General features: G+C 32.4%; 22 protein-coding genes. 3 read left to right on the top strand and 19 right to left on the bottom strand.

The window, feature by feature from the left end; translation table 11 throughout:
- Positions 1-16: 16 nt before the first annotated feature.
- The 16 genes from KQI41_RS19060 to KQI41_RS03305 all read right to left on the bottom strand — a co-directional run bounded on the left by KQI41_RS19060 (position 17) and on the right by KQI41_RS03305 (position 13,611).
- Positions 17-1,012 (bottom strand): xanthine dehydrogenase family protein molybdopterin-binding subunit, encoded by a 996-nt coding sequence (locus tag KQI41_RS19060; RefSeq protein WP_154439514.1) that lies wholly within the window; start codon positions 1,010-1,012, stop codon positions 17-19.
- Positions 1,009-2,280, bottom strand: coding sequence for a xanthine dehydrogenase family protein molybdopterin-binding subunit (locus KQI41_RS19055; RefSeq protein WP_216584870.1), 1,272 nt, complete (start codon positions 2,278-2,280; stop codon positions 1,009-1,011). Before KQI41_RS19055 ends, KQI41_RS19060 begins: the two co-directional genes overlap by 4 nt.
- A complete protein-coding gene (locus tag KQI41_RS03370; protein ID WP_216584869.1) occupies positions 2,280-2,753 on the bottom strand; it encodes a (2Fe-2S)-binding protein in 474 nt (157 codons plus the stop codon). Before KQI41_RS03370 ends, KQI41_RS19055 begins: the two co-directional genes overlap by 1 nt.
- Positions 2,750-3,613, bottom strand: a complete 864-nt coding sequence (locus tag KQI41_RS03365) for an FAD binding domain-containing protein (protein ID WP_216584868.1) — start codon at positions 3,611-3,613, stop codon at positions 2,750-2,752. The genes KQI41_RS03370 and KQI41_RS03365 overlap by 4 nt, the downstream gene beginning before the upstream one ends.
- Positions 3,614-3,719: 106 nt before the next feature.
- Positions 3,720-5,174, bottom strand: coding sequence for an NCS2 family permease (locus KQI41_RS03360; protein ID WP_154439518.1), 1,455 nt, complete (start codon positions 5,172-5,174; stop codon positions 3,720-3,722).
- A 99-nt stretch (positions 5,175-5,273) separates the two neighbouring features.
- Positions 5,274-7,085 carry an adenine deaminase gene (gene ade / locus KQI41_RS03355; protein WP_154439519.1) on the bottom strand — a complete coding sequence of 604 codons (1,812 nt, stop codon included), beginning with the start codon at positions 7,083-7,085 and terminating at the stop codon, positions 5,274-5,276.
- Positions 7,086-7,103: 18 nt separating this feature from the next.
- Positions 7,104-7,391 (bottom strand): EutN/CcmL family microcompartment protein, encoded by a 288-nt coding sequence (locus KQI41_RS03350; protein ID WP_154439520.1) that lies wholly within the window; start codon positions 7,389-7,391, stop codon positions 7,104-7,106.
- Between the two features lie 11 nt (positions 7,392-7,402).
- Positions 7,403-8,164, bottom strand: a complete 762-nt coding sequence (locus KQI41_RS03345) for a hypothetical protein (protein WP_216584867.1) — start codon at positions 8,162-8,164, stop codon at positions 7,403-7,405.
- Positions 8,165-8,180: 16 nt separating this feature from the next.
- Positions 8,181-8,462: a BMC domain-containing protein gene (locus tag KQI41_RS03340; protein WP_326828312.1), complete on the bottom strand. Its 282-nt coding sequence runs from the start codon at positions 8,460-8,462 to the stop codon at positions 8,181-8,183.
- A gap of 37 nt (positions 8,463-8,499) precedes the next feature.
- Entirely contained in the window at positions 8,500-8,865 is a 366-nt protein-coding gene (locus KQI41_RS03335; protein WP_154439523.1) for a BMC domain-containing protein, read from the bottom strand.
- A 16-nt stretch (positions 8,866-8,881) separates the two neighbouring features.
- Positions 8,882-9,112 (bottom strand): hypothetical protein, encoded by a 231-nt coding sequence (locus KQI41_RS03330; RefSeq protein ID WP_154439524.1) that lies wholly within the window; start codon positions 9,110-9,112, stop codon positions 8,882-8,884.
- Positions 9,113-9,114: 2 nt separating this feature from the next.
- On the bottom strand, positions 9,115-9,396 hold the full coding sequence (locus KQI41_RS03325) for a BMC domain-containing protein (protein ID WP_326828311.1): 282 nt from the start codon (positions 9,394-9,396) through the stop codon (positions 9,115-9,117).
- 16 nt (positions 9,397-9,412) lie between these two features.
- Positions 9,413-10,750, bottom strand: coding sequence for a UbiD family decarboxylase (locus tag KQI41_RS03320; protein ID WP_216584866.1), 1,338 nt, complete (start codon positions 10,748-10,750; stop codon positions 9,413-9,415).
- 21 nt (positions 10,751-10,771) lie between these two features.
- Positions 10,772-11,329, bottom strand: a complete 558-nt coding sequence (locus KQI41_RS03315) for a UbiX family flavin prenyltransferase (RefSeq protein ID WP_154439525.1) — start codon at positions 11,327-11,329, stop codon at positions 10,772-10,774.
- A 52-nt stretch (positions 11,330-11,381) separates the two neighbouring features.
- A complete protein-coding gene (locus KQI41_RS03310) occupies positions 11,382-11,993 on the bottom strand; it encodes a cysteine hydrolase family protein (protein ID WP_216584865.1) in 612 nt (203 codons plus the stop codon).
- A 19-nt stretch (positions 11,994-12,012) separates the two neighbouring features.
- Positions 12,013-13,611 carry a dihydroorotase gene (locus KQI41_RS03305; RefSeq protein ID WP_244971082.1) on the bottom strand — a complete coding sequence of 533 codons (1,599 nt, stop codon included), beginning with the start codon at positions 13,609-13,611 and terminating at the stop codon, positions 12,013-12,015.
- 242 nt (positions 13,612-13,853) lie between these two features.
- On the opposite strand from KQI41_RS03305, the gene KQI41_RS03300 reads away from it, so the two are divergent.
- The gene (locus KQI41_RS03300) at positions 13,854-14,549 is read left to right on the top strand and encodes a cyclase family protein (RefSeq protein WP_154439528.1); all 696 of its coding nucleotides are present in this window, start codon (positions 13,854-13,856) and stop codon (positions 14,547-14,549) included.
- Positions 14,550-15,120: 571 nt separating this feature from the next.
- On the opposite strand, the gene KQI41_RS03295 is transcribed toward KQI41_RS03300, so the two are convergent.
- The 3 genes from KQI41_RS03295 to KQI41_RS03285 all read right to left on the bottom strand — a co-directional run bounded on the left by KQI41_RS03295 (position 15,121) and on the right by KQI41_RS03285 (position 16,546).
- Positions 15,121-15,495: a hypothetical protein gene (locus tag KQI41_RS03295; protein WP_216584864.1), complete on the bottom strand. Its 375-nt coding sequence runs from the start codon at positions 15,493-15,495 to the stop codon at positions 15,121-15,123.
- A gap of 1 nt (position 15,496) precedes the next feature.
- Complete coding sequence (locus tag KQI41_RS03290) at positions 15,497-16,213, bottom strand: polymorphic toxin type 35 domain-containing protein (RefSeq protein WP_216584863.1); 717 nt, start codon at positions 16,211-16,213, stop codon at positions 15,497-15,499.
- 180 nt (positions 16,214-16,393) lie between these two features.
- Complete coding sequence (locus KQI41_RS03285) at positions 16,394-16,546, bottom strand: hypothetical protein (RefSeq protein ID WP_154438968.1); 153 nt, start codon at positions 16,544-16,546, stop codon at positions 16,394-16,396.
- A gap of 214 nt (positions 16,547-16,760) precedes the next feature.
- Between KQI41_RS03285 and KQI41_RS03280 the strand changes: the two genes are divergently transcribed.
- Together KQI41_RS03280 and KQI41_RS03275 are read left to right on the top strand one after the other, a co-directional pair.
- Entirely contained in the window at positions 16,761-16,928 is a 168-nt protein-coding gene (locus tag KQI41_RS03280) for a hypothetical protein (RefSeq protein WP_154438967.1), read from the top strand.
- An 8-nt stretch (positions 16,929-16,936) separates the two neighbouring features.
- The gene (locus KQI41_RS03275) at positions 16,937-17,476 is read left to right on the top strand and encodes a hypothetical protein (protein WP_154438966.1); all 540 of its coding nucleotides are present in this window, start codon (positions 16,937-16,939) and stop codon (positions 17,474-17,476) included.
- Positions 17,477-17,637 lie beyond the last annotated feature (161 nt).

The following is a 17,637-nucleotide window of genomic DNA, read 5'->3' as shown; positions in this document are numbered from 1 at the left end:
TTTTCCTCCTTGTGTATTATCTATTTTCCTTACATCCCCTTAGGTGCTTTATAAGTTTTTCTGGTGTCACTGGTAGCTCCTTTATTCTAACACCTACTGCATCATAGATAGCATTTAATATGGCCGGAGCTATTGGTATTGTAACTGGTTCTCCTATACCTTTAGCACCATAAGGTGCAGTGGGTTCAGGGTCTTCTACTATAATATTATTTATATCTACCATGTCCATAGCTGTTGGTATTAAATACTTTGAAAATCTATTATTCTTCATTATTCCTTTATCAAGGTTTAAATCTTCAAATAATGTATATCCTAGTCCCATGGCAAATCCCCCGTCCATTTGTCCTTCTAATAACATTGGATTTACTGCACGACCTGCATCTTGAGCAAAGGTGGACTTTAAAATATTGACTATACCAGTTTCAGTATCTACTTCTACTTCTACTGCACAAGCATTAAATGTATAAGGCCAATATGGTGCTCCTTGACCAGTTTCTTTATCCATTTCTGTTGTTTGAGCAGTAAACTCTCCTTTTGCTTCTATTATAACATCATTATAATATATTTCAGATAATTTTTTGTACGATATTCTCTTCTGCGGAAAAAAACTTAAAATAACTTCACCTTTCTCTAAGGTTAATCCCGAAGTTGAATTAAGATTTAATTCTATTTTTGCTTTTTCTAATAATTCTTTCTTCATATTTTCACATGCTATTTTTATGGCATTTCCAGTGTTATAGGTTTGTCTTGTTGCAGCGGCTGTTCCTGAATCTGGCATTAAAGATGTATCTTCATGAACTAAATCTATATTCTCTATATCTATATCTAGGACTTCAGCACCAATTTGTCTCATTGAAGTTTTAGCACCCTGTCCCACTTCTGTAACTCCACAATATATTCCAATTCTACCTGCTGGCAGAAGCTTGATTATTGCCCTTGATACATCTGGAAATCCGTTGCCATATCCTGTTCCATAATATGAAAGTCCTATACCTTTACCAATTTTTTTCATATAGATTCCACCTCCAATTTCCTTGAAAACTGAAATTCCTTATCTACTGCCTCTATACATTTATCTAAAGGCACACTATCTGTTAATATTTGACCTGTTGCTGTCATAGATCCTTTTCTAAATATATTTTTCATTCTAATTTCAATAGGATCCATACCTAGCTTTACTGCCAATTCATCTATTTGCTGTTCATAGGCAATGGATACTTGTGTTGCACCAAATCCCCTCATGGCACCTGTAAAAGGATTATTTGTATATACTGCATAACTGTCTACATTTACATTCGGTATTACATAAGGCCCTGTTGCGTGTACCCCTGCCTTTCTAAGTACGTTTATTGCCCAAGAGGCATGGGCACCAGAATCTCCAATTATTTCTGCCTCCATATATTGAAGGAATCCATTTTCATCTGCTCCTGTTTTATATTTCATAACCATAGGATGGCGTTTTGAATGGGCTAAGAAGGATTCTTCTCGAGAAAATATAATCTTTACTGGTCTTTTTAGCACTATTGCTGCCAATGCTAAATGGATTTGAACTGATATATCCTCCCTAGCTCCAAATGCCCCACCTATATTTGTATTGATTACCTTTACCTTCTCCTCTGATAATCCTAAATTAATGGCTATTTCTTCTCTATCATAGTGAGGATATTGTGTAGCTACTGCTACAACCACTGTACCATCTTCCTCTAAATATCCTAATCCTGCCTCTGGTTGTAAAAAAGCATGTTCAACCATAGGAGATTTATATATGTTTTCAACTATATATTTGCATTTTTTCTTTCCTTCTTCTATATCTCCATGTCTTAATTTATAGTGAAGAATAATGTTGGAATCCCCATGAATCTTAGGAGAATCTTCTTTCATAGCTTCTATGGGATCAAAAACTGCATTTAACTCCTCATAATCCACTATAATTTTTTCATATGCTTCCTCACAAATCTCTTGTGTTTCACCTACTATAAAAGCTATAGGTTCTCCTATTCTAACAACCTTTTCACTAACAAATACTTCATGGTCTTTTAAAACTACTCCATATTTATTTTCCTTTGGTACATCTTTATAGGTAAAGATTTTTAATATACCCTTTACCTTTTCAGCTTCTGTAATATCCACTTTTATCTTTCCATGGGGTTTTGTTGACCTTAATACTTTTCCATAAACCATGTCTTCTAGATATATATCTTGAGGGTATAAAGCCTTTCCTGTAACTTTTGAATAGGCATCTACCCTAATGATGTTTTTGCCCACTACATTTAAGTCCATTATTTTCCCTCCTCCATATATTCAATAGCCTTCTCTGCTGCATAAATCATTTTATTATAGCCTGTACACCTACATAGATTTCCCGATATTCCTTCTCTAATTTCATCTTTTGAAGGATGAGGTTTTTTATCTAATAGAGCCTTAGTGGATAAAACCATTCCTGGAATACAGAAACCACATTGCACTGCTCCAACATCTATATATGCCTGTTGTATTGGGTGGATTTTTCCTTCCTTCTCCATTCCTTCTATTGTTAAAATATTACTTCCATTTGCTTGAAATGCCATGACTAAACAGGAGTTTACAGTTTCTCCATTCATAATTACAGTGCAAGCTCCACATTCACCTTCCCCACAGCCTTCTTTAGTTCCTATTAATCCTAATTCATCTCTAAGTAAATCTATGAGCCTCAGATTTTCATTTACAGAAACTTCAAACAATTTTTCATTCACTGTTAAGTTTATATTTATCATGCTTCCACCTCAGTTCTAGTTTTTATAAATTCCTTAAGATTTTCTCTAAGAATACTAGATACAGCTACTCTTTTATATGGTAAAGTTGACCTTCCTTTTAGTCTTTCGTCCATAGAATTTTGTAATACTGTGATTGCTTCTTCTATTGTAGTTTCATTTATTTCTTTATTGATTAAATATTCTTCTACTTCTTTTTCTCTCATAGGGTATTTTCCCAATGCTCCACTGGAAATTGTGACATTTTCGATTAGTCCTTCTTCATTTAATTCGATTAAAGATGCGATTGATAGTCTGGATATGGCTAAAGCTTTTCTAAGTCCAAGCTTTGCAAAGTTTAGATTTTGATTTTTATTAAGTTTTTCAAATTTTATTTCTGTTATAATTTCATTTGATTTTAATTTATTTATATAATAATCCTCTAAAGGTATTTCCCTAGTTCCTTCTATACTACATATTTTTATTATAGCTCCTAAAGCTATTAAAGGAGGTATGCTATCTGCTGCTGATGAGCCATTTGCTATATTTCCTCCTATGGTTCCTTTATTCCTTATTTGTGGAGAACCCACCATTTTACAAGCTTTATGTAATCCATGTAGATTTCCCTTGAACAATGGATTTTCGGTTATTTCAGTGAAGGTAACTCCTGAACCCAATATAATATGATTTTCGTCTTCTTTTATCTTTTTTAGTTCCTCTATCTTACTTATATCTATCAAAATTTTAGGTGTTATTTTCTTATTTTTCAGCTCAATAACTATATCTGTTCCGCCAGAAATGAGCTTTGCTTCACTTCCATATTCCCCCAATAATCCTACTACTTCCTCAACACTCCTGCTATTATATACTTCTTTTAAGGTCATATCTTCACCCCTCATAGGATTTTTTGTTTTAAAAAAGCCACCCCCAAAAGAGGCGGCTTTTTAATAAGTATTATTTTTTAGTAAACAGTTATACCAATTATGATTATTATTCAATAAATGCTAGTATTACAAAGTTTAATATAAATAGTGCTGATGATACTATTAAAATAGGATGTACATCTTTCATTTCCTTTTTACATGCTTTAACTAATAAATAGAAAATAAATCCTGCTGCTATACCATAAGAAATACTATAGCATAAAGCCATAAATATACCTGCAAAGAAAGCTGGTATTGCTTCTTCAAAATCATCCCATTTAATTTCACTAAAGGATGAAAGCATCATAATACCAACTACTATTAAAGCTGGTGCTGTTGCTTCTGCAGGAACTATACCTGCAACTGGTGCCAAGAAAATTGCCAGAATAAACATAATTGAAGTAACAACAGATGTTAATCCTGTACGACCGCCTGCACCGATTCCAGCTGCACTTTCAACATAAGTTGTAGTATTGGAAGTACCAATTAATGCACCAATGGAAGTTGCTATAGCATCTGCAAATAATGCTTTATCCATTTTAGATTTGAATCCTGTGCTTTCTTCCATAGCCTTTTCATCTTCAGCACTAAAAATGCCGCTCTTACGTCCAGTACCAATAAAAGTTCCAATAGTATCAAATGTATCAGATAAACTGAATGCAAAAATTGTCATCAGAACTAGAGGAATTTTAGCAGGGTCAGAGAATAAGGAAAGCATTCCTTCTCTACCTAATGCAACTCCTATGGTTGAACCTAATTCCTTAAATGAATCACCAACTCCAGCAGTTGCACCTAATGTAGAAACATCTACAACTCCCATAGGAATACCTATTAATGTAGTTCCTATAATACCTATTAAGATTGCTCCCTTTACCTTAAATATTAAAAGTACAAAAGTTAAAACTAATCCAATTAAAGCTAATAAAACACCTAAATTGTTAAAGTTTACAAGAGCTGGAACTGCAGCTGCATTAGAAATAACTGTACCACCATCTAAAATAATATTATCTCCCGGATTAGACGTGAAGTTAATGAAACCTGCATTTTTAATACCAATGTAAGCTATGAAAATACCTATACCACCACCAATTGCATTTTGCAAACTAAGAGGTATTGATTTAATTATAGACTTACGAATCTTTGTTACTGTAATAAATATATTTACCATACCACAAACGAAAACCATAGCTAATGCTTGCTGCCAAGTAAAACCTAAACTAAATACTACCGTATAGGTGAAAAGTGCATTTAAACCCATACCTGGTGCTTGCGCATAAGGAACATTAGCAAACAATGCCATAACTAATGTACCAATTACTGCAGCAAATATTGTTGCAAGAAATACTGCCCCCCACGGCATACCTGTTTGTGCTAACATTGATGGGTTAACAAAGATGATATAAGACATTGCAAAGAATGTAGTCAAACCTGCTACAATTTCATTTGATACAGTTGTACCATTTTCCTTTAGCTTAAATTGTTTTTCAAAAAAACCACCATTTGAAGCTTTTTGACTAGACATAATACTCCTCCTTTTATTTGATTTTAAATACTATCCTCCTTTCTTTTCTATATCTATTTAGTATTATACTAAATTTTTTTAAATAACTGTAGTAAATTCTTATTTTACAACTGGAGGAAGAATTTTAAAGTTGTTTACATCTATAAGTCCTTTATCTGTTATTTTCCAAGCTGGGCTAGTAGATAATGCTAAGAAAGATAAGTGCATAAGTGGTGCATGAATTTTACATCCTAAATCTTTCGTTATTACACTTTCTAATTCAGCTATTTTTCTACTTACTTCATGTCCGTCAAGTTCATCTGTTATAAGTCCCCCAACTGGTAATCTCATTTCAGATAATACTCTGCCTCTATTTGCGATTGCTATTCCCCCACCCATTTCTATAACTGCATTTACTGCTATGGTCATATCCTTTATATTACTTCCAACAACCATTATATTATGAGTGTCATGAGCTACTGATTCTGCAAAAGCTCCTTCCTGCATACCAAATCCTTTTACAAAGGCTTTTCCTATATTATTTGTTCTATTATATCTTTCTACACAGGCTATATATAAAGTATCTTTTTTAGTGTCTGCCTCTACTACCCCTCTACTTACCCTTAGAGTTTCTTCTGATTTTCCCGTCAAATTTTGGTCTGGTATAACTTCTATACATCTTACTTGTGCCGATTCACCTTCTGCCTCTATTTCTAAATCCTTTTCAGAGATTGGTCCTATTTTAACAGAAGTCTTCACAACTCCAGGATAAATATATCTTGGCAAATCTATAAGAAGTTCCTTCTTTAGAGAAACTAGGTTTCCTTTTAGGAACACTCCTGCTATGGTCATTTCTTCTAAATTGTCTATTATGGCTATATCTGCCTGTTTTCCAGGAGATAGTACGCCTACATGGTCAAGACCAAAGTATGTAGCTGGATTTATAGTAACCATTTGAATAGCTTCTGCTGGACTTACTCCTTCTCTTATGGTTCTTCTTACTATTTCATTCATATGTCCTATGGTTTCTAAGTCTGCAGCTACCATATCATCTGTAGCCAATATACATCGTCTTGAATCCATTCCTTCTTCTGTTACTGCTCTTATACATTCTGCCATATTCTTTTGAGTAGATCCTTCCCTCATAAACAGATATACTCCTTGGCGAAGTTTCTCTACTGCTTCTTCCTTTGTTGTCGTTTCATGGCATGAACATTTTCCACCTGTTGATATTATATGAGCTGCCAGTTCTTTACCAAATAATTCTGGAGCATTTCCATCTACTACCATATTCTTTGACTTAGCATACATTGTTGATGCTAATAAATCTGTTATTATTTCTGGTGTATTTCTATAGACATGTTTTGCATTACTGAATCCCTGTAACTCTCCTATGCCTATTATGTTTTTATAGTTTAGTAGTTCTTCCATATCCTTTGAATTTACATCATATCCTGCTGTTTCTAAATCTGGACAATCTGGTGTAAGAGCAGGAACCACTAAATATACATCAGATGGGACATGATCTATTTCGTCTGCCATAGCTTTCATTCCAACTGCACCTAAAGCATTTCCTATTTCATGAGGGTCTGCTACTAAAGTTGTTGTTCCTGAAGGTATAGACAGTCTTGAAAACTCTGTTACTGTAAGCATACTGGATTCAAAGTGCATATGGGAATCTATAAATCCAGGTGATAAATATCTTCCACTTACATCTATAACTGTAGTCTCAGGTCCTATTAGTTCCTTACAATCTCCTACTAATAAAATATATTTATGTTTAATAGCAATATCAGCTTTATATATTTCTCTAGTAATTACATTTACTACATTACCACCTACAAGAACTGTATCTGCATGTTCTTTGCTGCCCATTAGGGCATCAATGGAAGTTCTGTATTCCATTGCCATTTTTAAATACTTAGTATCCATAAAGCCTATCTCTCCCTTCTATTTATTGCCTAATAGGCTTTTATTTATATCTATTTCATCTATTATACCTACTATGGAAGCATCTATAGGTGAATCCATTTTTCTTGCAGCAATTCTAGAGGCTGTTCCTGTAACAAATGCTACTAATTCTCCTATACCTGCACCTACAGTATCTACAGCAATAATGGATTCTCCCAATGGATTCAAATCTAAATCTAGAGGCTGTGTAATCATCAGCTTAGTTCCTATTAGCTTTTCATCTTTTCTTGTGGCTACAATTGTTCCAATTACTCTACCGATTTTCATACTAAGCCTCCTTATCTTATTTCTATTTTTATATTTTTGGCTGAAGCTTTATCTCTAGCCAAATGAGTTACTATTGCTCCCTTAGGTAAGATCAATTTGCTATTTGAAGATAAATTTAGTATATCTTTTTCTGTTATTACTTTTTTATCTGGATTTTCTTCTGATTTAGAATTTGATTTTATATTTTCATCCTCTACTCCTATTACTATATTTTCTGTGTATTTATTATGTTCTATCTCTATTGCCCCCATTTTCTTGGCTCTGTCCATATGTCCCTCTAGTATAGACAATATCTCTTTATTGTTGGTTTCTTCTCCTAAATAATTCTTTACTCCTTCAAAGTCCATATATACATTTTTACTTTGGTACATAAATGTCCATATTAAATTGGGGACAAAGGAGTCTATCATTCCTAGGGATATTTTAGAAATTGTATTTACAGTTATATTTGGGCAAATTATTCCAGAATAATTTCTTGAAATTTCTTTTAGCCTTACAATATCTGACTCTCCATAAATATTTCTAGGAGACAAAATATTAGTAATCTTTCCTATATCCAATATTTGCTCTGCCATAAAAGAAAAAGCTAAAGATATTTTTATTCCTTTATTTTTTAGACATTTTATTTCTTCTATCTTTTTGTCTAAATTGTTATTAGAACCATTAAAAGCTACTATTATGGATTCTTTATTTCCTTGATTCCATTTGTTGTCTCCATTTAAAAGCCTTTTAGATATATCCTCCAATACATTTGAAGTTATCCTTGTTTTCATCTAAAACACTCCAATGTTATTCATATTGTTTTAAGATAACTCTTTCCACTTCTGCATGTGGTCTTGGTATTACATGAACGGAGTGAAGTTCTCCTACATTTCTAGCGGCTTCTGCTCCTGCATCTACTGCTGCCTTCACTGCACCTACATCTCCTCTAACCATTACTGTTACAAGACCAAATCCAATCTTTTCGTATCCTACTAAAGTAACGTTTGCAGCCTTTACCATAGCATCTGCTGCCTCTATACTACCTACTAATCCTTTAGTTTCAACTAATCCTAATGCTTGACTCATAATTTATTCCTCCTTATGGATTTCTTATTCTATATTTTATTTATTTTTTGTTTTCTTCTTTATTTTCTTGCTTTGCCACTTTCTTTGTTTCCTTCTTATTGACTTTATTTTTTACATTTTTAGCAAACTTAGATATTAGTGCATCTACTTCATCATGAGGTCTTGGGATTACATGAGATGAAAAAATTACTCCTACTCTATTTCCCGCAGTTACTGCTGCATCTACTGCCGCTTGAACTGCTGCCACTTCTCCTGCTATTTGAATATTTACTCCCACAGATTTACCTACTCCTATGATTTTCTCAAATCCAACTAAAGTTACATCAGCAGCTTTACTAGCCGCATCTAAGGCTGTAACTGCTGTAGTTAAACCTAATGCTTCTATAAGTCCCAATGCTTTATTCATTTCACACCTCCCATTACTAACGGTTATTTTTTACTCTTTCCGCTGCTTCCTCTAAGGTTATTGCTTTTACTCCATTTACTTCTTCTATTACTTGTCTTTCCCTGTTTATTATATCTGAGATTATTCTACTTTCTCCGCCGTATAGATTCCCTACATTACTAGTTTTGTTTTGTACCATGTTGCTTATTATAGGTCTATTTCCATTGATTATATTGCCCATGGCAATTCTAGATAAAGGATTTGCCATAATTATTCACCACCATCAAAATCAAATATTTTATCTACTTCATCATGAGGTCTTGGAATTACATTAGCAGATACTACTTCTGCTACCATTGCACCTCGTTCTTTTCCTGTCTCTACTGCAGCGGTTACTGCTGCCACATCTCCCGTTACTGTAACAGAAACTAATCCAGAGCCTACTATTTGAAAATCCATAATCTTTACACTGGCAGCTTTTGTCATAGCATCTGCCACTTCAAGAGCCGCAACAAATGACTTAGTTTCAACCATTCCTATAGCTTCTCTCACTTACCTCACCAACTTTCTAAATATTTGGAAAGTATTTACTTATATCTATATTATCATATTCTGGTATAATAGCCCTACTAAATTTTCCTGTATTGTCTTCCAAAGGTTTAGTAGCATCTATTCCAACCTTATCTGTTACTCCTCTTATATCATGGGATGGCTCTAACGATGAACCTAAAGCCCCTTCCACTATGGTATAATCCATAGATGCCTGTGATCTTGTAGTTATTGCCCATTCTATTTCTTGAAGGTCAAATATATTTACATCCTCATTTACTATTACTACCTGTTTTAAGTCCTTATTTAATCCTAATGCAGCTAATATTGCAGTTTTCGCATCACCTTTTTTATGTTTCCTTATGGCAATAAAAGCATTGAATCTATATCCTCCGCCTTCTGTTACATTTACATCTACTACATCTACTTGATTTTTCAAGTGATAGTATAGTTCCATTTCCCTTATAAGTCCATTTGATACATGTTCTTCCCTACAAGGAAATGCTGTTTGATATATTGGATTATTTCTATGAAGAATACAATCTACCTCTATTATTGGATGAGGTGCTTGTGCTCCATAATATCCCATTAATTCTCCAAAAGGCCCTTCTAATTCTCTTTTATTGGGAACAATTCTTCCTTCTAAAACTATTTCCGCATTGGCTGGAACTAGAAGGTCTACTGTTTCACAAGGTACAAGTTCTAAAGGTTCACCTCTTAAACTACTGTCTACCATATATTTATCTACACCATAGGTGGCTGAACTTATTTGACTAGCCATTAAAAATGGGGCATCGTACCCTAAAATTATGGCTACTTCCAAGGGTTTTCCTTGTTTTTCAAGTTCTAAAAAATCATTAGTCAGCTTTGGCGATGCTATAAGAGCTGAAAGTTGATTTCCTCCATTTACTTGTAATCTTCTTATGGAAGTAAAAAATTTACCTGTATCAGGATCTTTTACTACCATTACTCCTGCTGTTATAAAGCTTGATGAATCTTTTTCCTGAAATTTATTTATAGGTAGAATCCTTTGAATATCTATATTTCTTTTTATTATATTTTCTTTAACTTTTCCATTACTAACTACTTTATATGGTTGTGGATTCACTATGGAATTCATAAATCTTTCTATTCTATTGTTATGGTCAATTCCTAGCAAATCATATATTAACATTCTGTCTCCATAAAGTCCTCCTACAGAAGACAATGGATTTCCCTTTATGTTATTAAATAACATAGGTACTTTATTATTGAAATATTTTAGAACTGCTCCCATTTCATATATATAATCTACTTCTTTATCAGTTTCTAAAAGGGAATTGTTAGCCCTTAGCGTTTCTAAGGTAGATCTTAACACTTATATTCTCCCTCCTTATACTTATTGTCCTGTCCATCTATTAACTAGGTCATTGTCTATTTCTAAAGCATCTAATATTCTTCCTGTCATATTAAATACTATATCTTCTATAGTTTCTGGATGATTGTAAAATCCTGGACTTAGTGGAAATATGGTTACATTCATTTTAGAAAGCTTTAACATATTCTCTAGGTGTATGGAGCTTAATGGAGTTTCTCTAGGTACTAAAATTAGCTTTCTTCCTTCTTTTATAGTTACATCACAGGCACGGGCTATTAAAGAATCAGAAAAGCCATAGGCAACAGAGGATAATGTCTTCATGGAGCAAGGCAATACTATCATTTTATCTACCTTAAAAGAGCCACTGGCTATAGGTGCTGCAAAGTTTTTATTATCATGATAATATGTTGCTAAGGATTTTAATTCTTCTAAGCTTACTCCACATTCATGTTCCGTTACATACTCCCCCATGGTGGAAACTACAAGATGAGTTTCGATATTTAATTCTTTTAATGCCTTTAGAAGAGAAATAGCATAAATAGATCCACTACCTCCAGATACTCCAACTACTATTTTCATCTTTTTTCCTCACTTTCTATGTACTAATTAGGCGGTCAAAGACCGCCTATTATTATTCTACTTTATTTTCTGGATCTCCTCCACCTGTCCATGGGTCTAGGCCTTTTTCCCAAGCTTCTTTATATTCATCAAAAGTCATCAGTTTTGTAAATATACTTAAATCTTTTAATCCATTTTCGTGCATTTCTTGAGTCTTAGAATGAATGGCATCTGTAAGTGAAATAACCTTATATGCCCTAGCTAAAGCGTCTGTAGCAGTTGATCTTACACATACATTAGTCCAAGTACCTGTTACAACGACAGTATCTATATTTTCTTCTCTTAAAAAAAGGTCTAGGTCCGTATAAGCAAATCCACTATGTCTTCTTTTCTTTACTATATATTCGTCTCCCTCAGGCTTCAATTCAGGAACAAAGTCTGACCCCCAAGTTCCATCTACTGCATGAACTGGTCTTACTTTAAAATCTGCATCATTTTTTCTATGGGCTTCTTGAATATGAACTAATTGTACATCATCTTTACCTTCAGCATTTCTTTCTCTTACCCATTTAAAAATCTCTTGCAGCTTTGGAGTTATTATTGCTGTTCCCTCACAGAATAAAGCTCCCTTTGGATCAGCAAAATCATTTAACATATCTATTATTAAAATCGCATGTCTAGCCATCTATATTCCTCCTATATTCTTAAAACTTTATTTGTCTCGGTAAAATTTGAATACTTTGTCTCTTTACAAATTGTCCAAATCCCGGTTTAATCATGATTCCATCAATACCTCTTATGTGTTTATCTATTACTTCAGGATGGTCTTTTCTATAACTCTTTTCATACTCTGCACTATGGGCATGAGGATAGTTTTCAAATATTTTACTATATTTCTCCTCTATTCCCTTTGGATAGTTGTGAACTATTTCAACTAGTTCATCATCTGTTAAGTCTCTTAATGCACTTTCTTCTACATCTTTAAATACTAAATGTCCACGAACTATGGTTTGAGCTACTTTTCCTGTTAATTCCATACCTTCCAATGGAGTATATCCACACATAGATGCTTGAGTCTTAGGATCTATGGTCCATTTCTTTTCTAAATCTATTATAGTAAAGTCTGCATCTGAGCCTATGTTCATTGCACCTTTCTTTGGATATATTCCATAATGGATTGCAGCATTCTTACTTAATATATCAACTAATTTACTTAAAGATATTCTTCCTTTATTGTAACCTTCACTTACAATAATAGGAACCATAGTCTCTACTCCAGGTATTCCAGGAAATGCAGTCCAGATATTCATTCCTTCTTTTGCTTTTTCACTTTCTATTTCATAAGGAGCATGGTCTGTGGCTATGAAATCAATACTTCCATTATTTATTCCTTCCCATTGCTCTTCATTATCTTTTTTAGTTCTAAGAGGTGGAGCTATTTTTGCACAAGCACCATGCTTTGTCATAGCGTCTTGATAATTTAATGTTAAATAGTGAGGACAGGATTCTGATGTTACGTTTAATCCTCTTTTCTTCGCATCCCCTACTAATTTAGCACCTATTCCTGTACTCATATGGACTATATGAAGTCTTGCTCCTGAATCTTCAGCAAAACTTATACCTAACTCTATGGCAACTTTTTCTGCCAATTCCATTCTGGCTTCTGCCCAAGCAGGTCCATCCATTCTTCCTTCTTCACGGAATTTATTTACATAGTAGTCACACATAGAATAATTCTCTGCATGAATTCCTATTGGAAGTCCTGTTTTTGCTACTGCTTTAAAAGCTTCGTACATTTCTGGGTCTGTAACTCTAGGGAAAGTAGGTACTGAAGGTGTCATATATGCTTTAAATGCTACTACTCCATAGTCTGCCTGTTCTTGTACATGGTCTAGCCACCCTTCTCTTACATCTTCTCCTGTTACTCCTCCCCACATGGCAAAATCCACTAAAGCCTGAGGTTTAACTAAATCCAATTTCAACTCTAATTGTTCCACACTTCTTGCAGATGGTACAGAACAACAAGGCATATCAATAATTGTAGTTACTCCACCACGAGCAGCAGCTGCTGTACCTGTTAGGAAGTTTTCTCTATGAGGAAATCCTTGATACATAAAATGGGTATGGGAATCTATACATCCAGGTAAGGTTAAGTTACCTTCTGCATCTATTATTTCCTTTGCCTCTATACCATCAATATTATCTAGAAATCCAGCAATTTTTTCATCTTTTACTAAGATATTAGTAAGTACAGTGTCATCGTTTTGAGGAATTCTTGCATTTTTTATTATTACATCATACATAATTTTTCCCCCTTCTAAATTAATTTTGTATTAATAATAACACATTAATAAAAAATAAGCCTTGTTAGTTTACTATAAAAATATACTAAAGAATTGAATTTAATACCAATTTTTTTGTTAGTTTTTTATAATTTTTTGTATATCTTTTATATATGATTTAAATTAACAATTAGTTATAATAAAAATTAAATAATACACATATCTATATATGATGTAGCAAAATATTATTGGGAGGAGATTTTATGACATTGAAATTAATTGACCTATCTCAAGAAATTTATCAAGGTATGGATATTTTTCCAATGCACCAACAAACCTTTATAATGACAAATATGACCCATGAGGAGAATATGCAGAAAACAGGAAGTAAAAAATTAGGGTTTTCTGCTAGGAATTTACTTATTAGTGAACATGGTGGCACTCACAGTGATGGAGTATGGGAGTATAACCCTAATGGACCTACTATTGATAAAATGCCTTTAGAATATTTTTGGGGTTCAGCCATATGTATAGACTTATCCCATATAAGATATCCTAATTATTTTGAACCAAAGGATTTGGAGGAAGCTTTAAGACGTTCTGGACAAGAAATAAAAGAAGGAGATATTGTACTAATTCATACTGGACACCATGACAGAGCCTTTGGAACAGATTTATTTCAAAAAGAATATGCAGGACTAAGCTATGAAGGGGCAAAATGGTTAGCAGAAAAAGGAGTAGTAAATATTGGAGTAGATGCACCTGCAATAGACCAAACTCCTGATGATATTGATTTTTCAGCTCATTTAGTCTGTGGAGAGTATAATATAACTAATACAGAGAATTTGTGTAATTTAGACAAACTAATAAATAAGAGATTTCTATATATTGGATTGCCTTTAAAAATAAGAGATGGTACAGGCTCACCAATTAGGGCAGTTGCTTTATTAGAGGAATAAAAAACAGTCCAAGGAATATTCCTTGGACTATTTTTTATTGTAAGGTAACCTTTGGATATTCAGTGGATATATGTCAAATATAAAATTTGTTCCTGATATAAGAAAATGATAAATTTTCTTAGAAGCAAGTATATTATCTTTTTGAAAGTTTTGTAAATATTTCGAGGATTCACTTATATAAAAAGTCCATAGGTCGGGTCTATAGGTTTCTTGAGTTACCTGATAACAAAGGACATCCTCCCAAATTAGTTTAACAAAATAATCAGAATATTTATCTTTGTTCTATAATAATTCAACTTTAATTCCGCTTGAATAAGTGGTAGTCTTTCCTTTATTCAATTTATTAAAATCTTTCTCAAAGGTAGTATTTTTTTAAGAAAACCACTTAAAAAAATTTCCACCTTGTTTTATTAAATTTCATCTGCTTTATAAAAAAATTAGGCGAAGGTAACAAAGATATATAGAAAGTTATATTTCTCCTTCGCCTAAAAATTATAGCAGACCAAACCATTCTCTAGTCTTGTTGGAAAATATAAAAAGAACCTGATAAGCTCAGGTTCTAAAAATATATCTATAGTTCTTCTTTTATCATCTTTATGGTTTCTTTATATTTGTTTACTCTTTCTTCATTTTTTTCAATCAAAATAGCTCTATTTATATAATTTATAGCAACTTCATCTCCATTAAATGGATGTAAAAACAATCCAACATAATAACCAATTAAATGATAAATATATGCTATTTCATCTTGATTTCTTTCAAAATCATTTTCTAGATATTGAACTTGTGATAATAATTTAAAATAAATATTAGAAACATCAATATTTTGTTCAGATAAAATTCCTTCAGCTTCTAATATAGAAACTTCAGTCAATAAAGTGTAAATTTCTTCGCCTTCTAATTTAGATTCATTTTCAAAACTAAAATAAGATTTTATATTTTCCATATTACTTCACCCAAGCATTTGATATTTTTATAACTCCATCTTTTAACTTTTGATAAGTTACTTCTACAACTTCACCTTTATATCTTAATGTCTTTTTATATGCGCTACCATATGCAGATTCAGAACCTTCTTTCATAACCTTCTCAATAATCTTTTTTATTTTATTCCATCTATTAGGATCTTTAGGTCCTCCAGGTACTAATGAACTCCAATTATGTTTAGATTGCAAAATATGATTAGCTTTATTTGAATTCACTCCTCCTAACTCTGAAATGGTCTTATCAATTTGTTTATTTATAGCTCTATTTTTTAACCAGTCTTTAACTTTACTAGCAATCGAAGAACTAACTTTAGTAAGAACAACACCACCTACATAAATAGCACCTACTGTTACTACTACTTTTCCGATTCCTGGAATATACCAAGTACCTGCCATTATCTTCATAACATCATCCATAGGCATTGCCATAGATCTAGTTCCAATATTGCCTACAAACTCTTTTGTATAATCATCTAAAAAGTTTGTTTCAGAAGAAACTTTATAAACTTCTCCCTCGTATGCTTCTAAGATTTCAATAAATTCTCTTTCAGTTACATTCTGACCATTTTCAAGAGTTATCATTACTACTTCTTGATTGGAAATACTATCTGCAAAAACTCCACTTGCAAATGATAACATCATTACAATTACCATAATAAAACTAATTTTCCTCTTCATAAACTACCCCCCTATTATAATAATTGAAATAACCTTTACACAATTATAACAAATAATATTACCATTTTGTGACAGATAGATTAATATTATAATCTAAGTTTAGTTATTAGTTTAGTTAACATTCCATTCATACCTTAAAATTACATAAAGTAAATCACTTCTCAAACTTTCATCAATGTGTCAATCTTCTAGCCTTCCATCTTCAGCATCATCTAAATTTAATTCTTTATGGACTTCCTTAAATTTAAACCCAAATGCAGTTAGCCTTTTTCTATGAAGTACATAATCCAAAGTTTTAAACACTTTATCAGTTAATAGAACTATATTAGACATAATTATATGAATCCTAGAATTAGAAAATTTGAAATTAAACTTGCCATTCCTATAATTATATTTATCTCAGTTATTTTATACATCTTTCTATAAATTCATCTAATAAAATCTATTTATAAATCATAATTTATTTTTATGAAAGTTAATATTTTATCAACTTTAGCCGATAGATTATAATAAAGGAAGATATTTAAAATGAGGGAGGGTGGTAGAGATGAATGTGAGTTTCAATAGCGTTGGACAGAATAGTTTTCTAAACGTATATAGAGTTAATCAAAGTATTGCAAGACAAAATAACAATGATGATACTTTGCAACTTGTGAAGAATTTGTCGAAGGATAGTGTTACAATTTCTCCACAGGGAAAGGCAAAAATTTCTTAGAAAATCTTATGAAACAAAAGATGAATATTACAGAACAAAGAAAATCTTTGATTAGTAGAGCTCTTGAAAAAGGTGACACAATGGATTCTATAAAATCTCAGTTGGAAGCCTATGATGACCAGCTAAAAAATATAGATAATCAAATTGCTGAAATGATGACAAAGGAAATGAAAAAACAGGCAGAAAAAGTAAAGGAACAATATGATAATAATAAACCAAAGACAGAGGAAGAAGTCGAAAATCAACGCCTTACAGCTGTTTCAGCTTTGTCCATTGATTTACGTCAAGCTAAAGCAATCAATGCTGTAAAGATGAAAATTGATGGGGAGTCTCGTGTACTTAAATCAGAAATAAAAATAGATAAAGGTCGTGGATTATCAGTCAAGGCTAAAGAAGATAAACTTGCAGATATGAAACAAAAATCATCAAATCTAATTTCTAAAATAACAGATAAGTTAGCTGATATTTCCGAGAAGGCAGATAGTATTAATAAACCTCAAGAAATTATAATATCTGAAAAAGAAAATGAAAATAGTGATGATGAGTAAAATGCCAATAAAAAACAATCCAAGGAATATTCCTTGGATTGTTTTTTATTCCTCTAATAAAGCAACTGCTCTAATTGGTGAGCCTGTACTATCTCTTGTTTTTAAAGGTAATCCAATATATAAAAATCTTTTATTTATTAGTCTGTCTAAATTACGCAAAT

The organism is Tissierella pigra, assembly GCF_018917845.1.
Lineage (GTDB): Bacteria > Bacillota > Clostridia > Tissierellales > Tissierellaceae > Tissierella > Tissierella pigra.
Note: the sequence above shows the minus strand (reverse complement) of the source record. Positions and strands in the feature narration are given on the sequence as shown.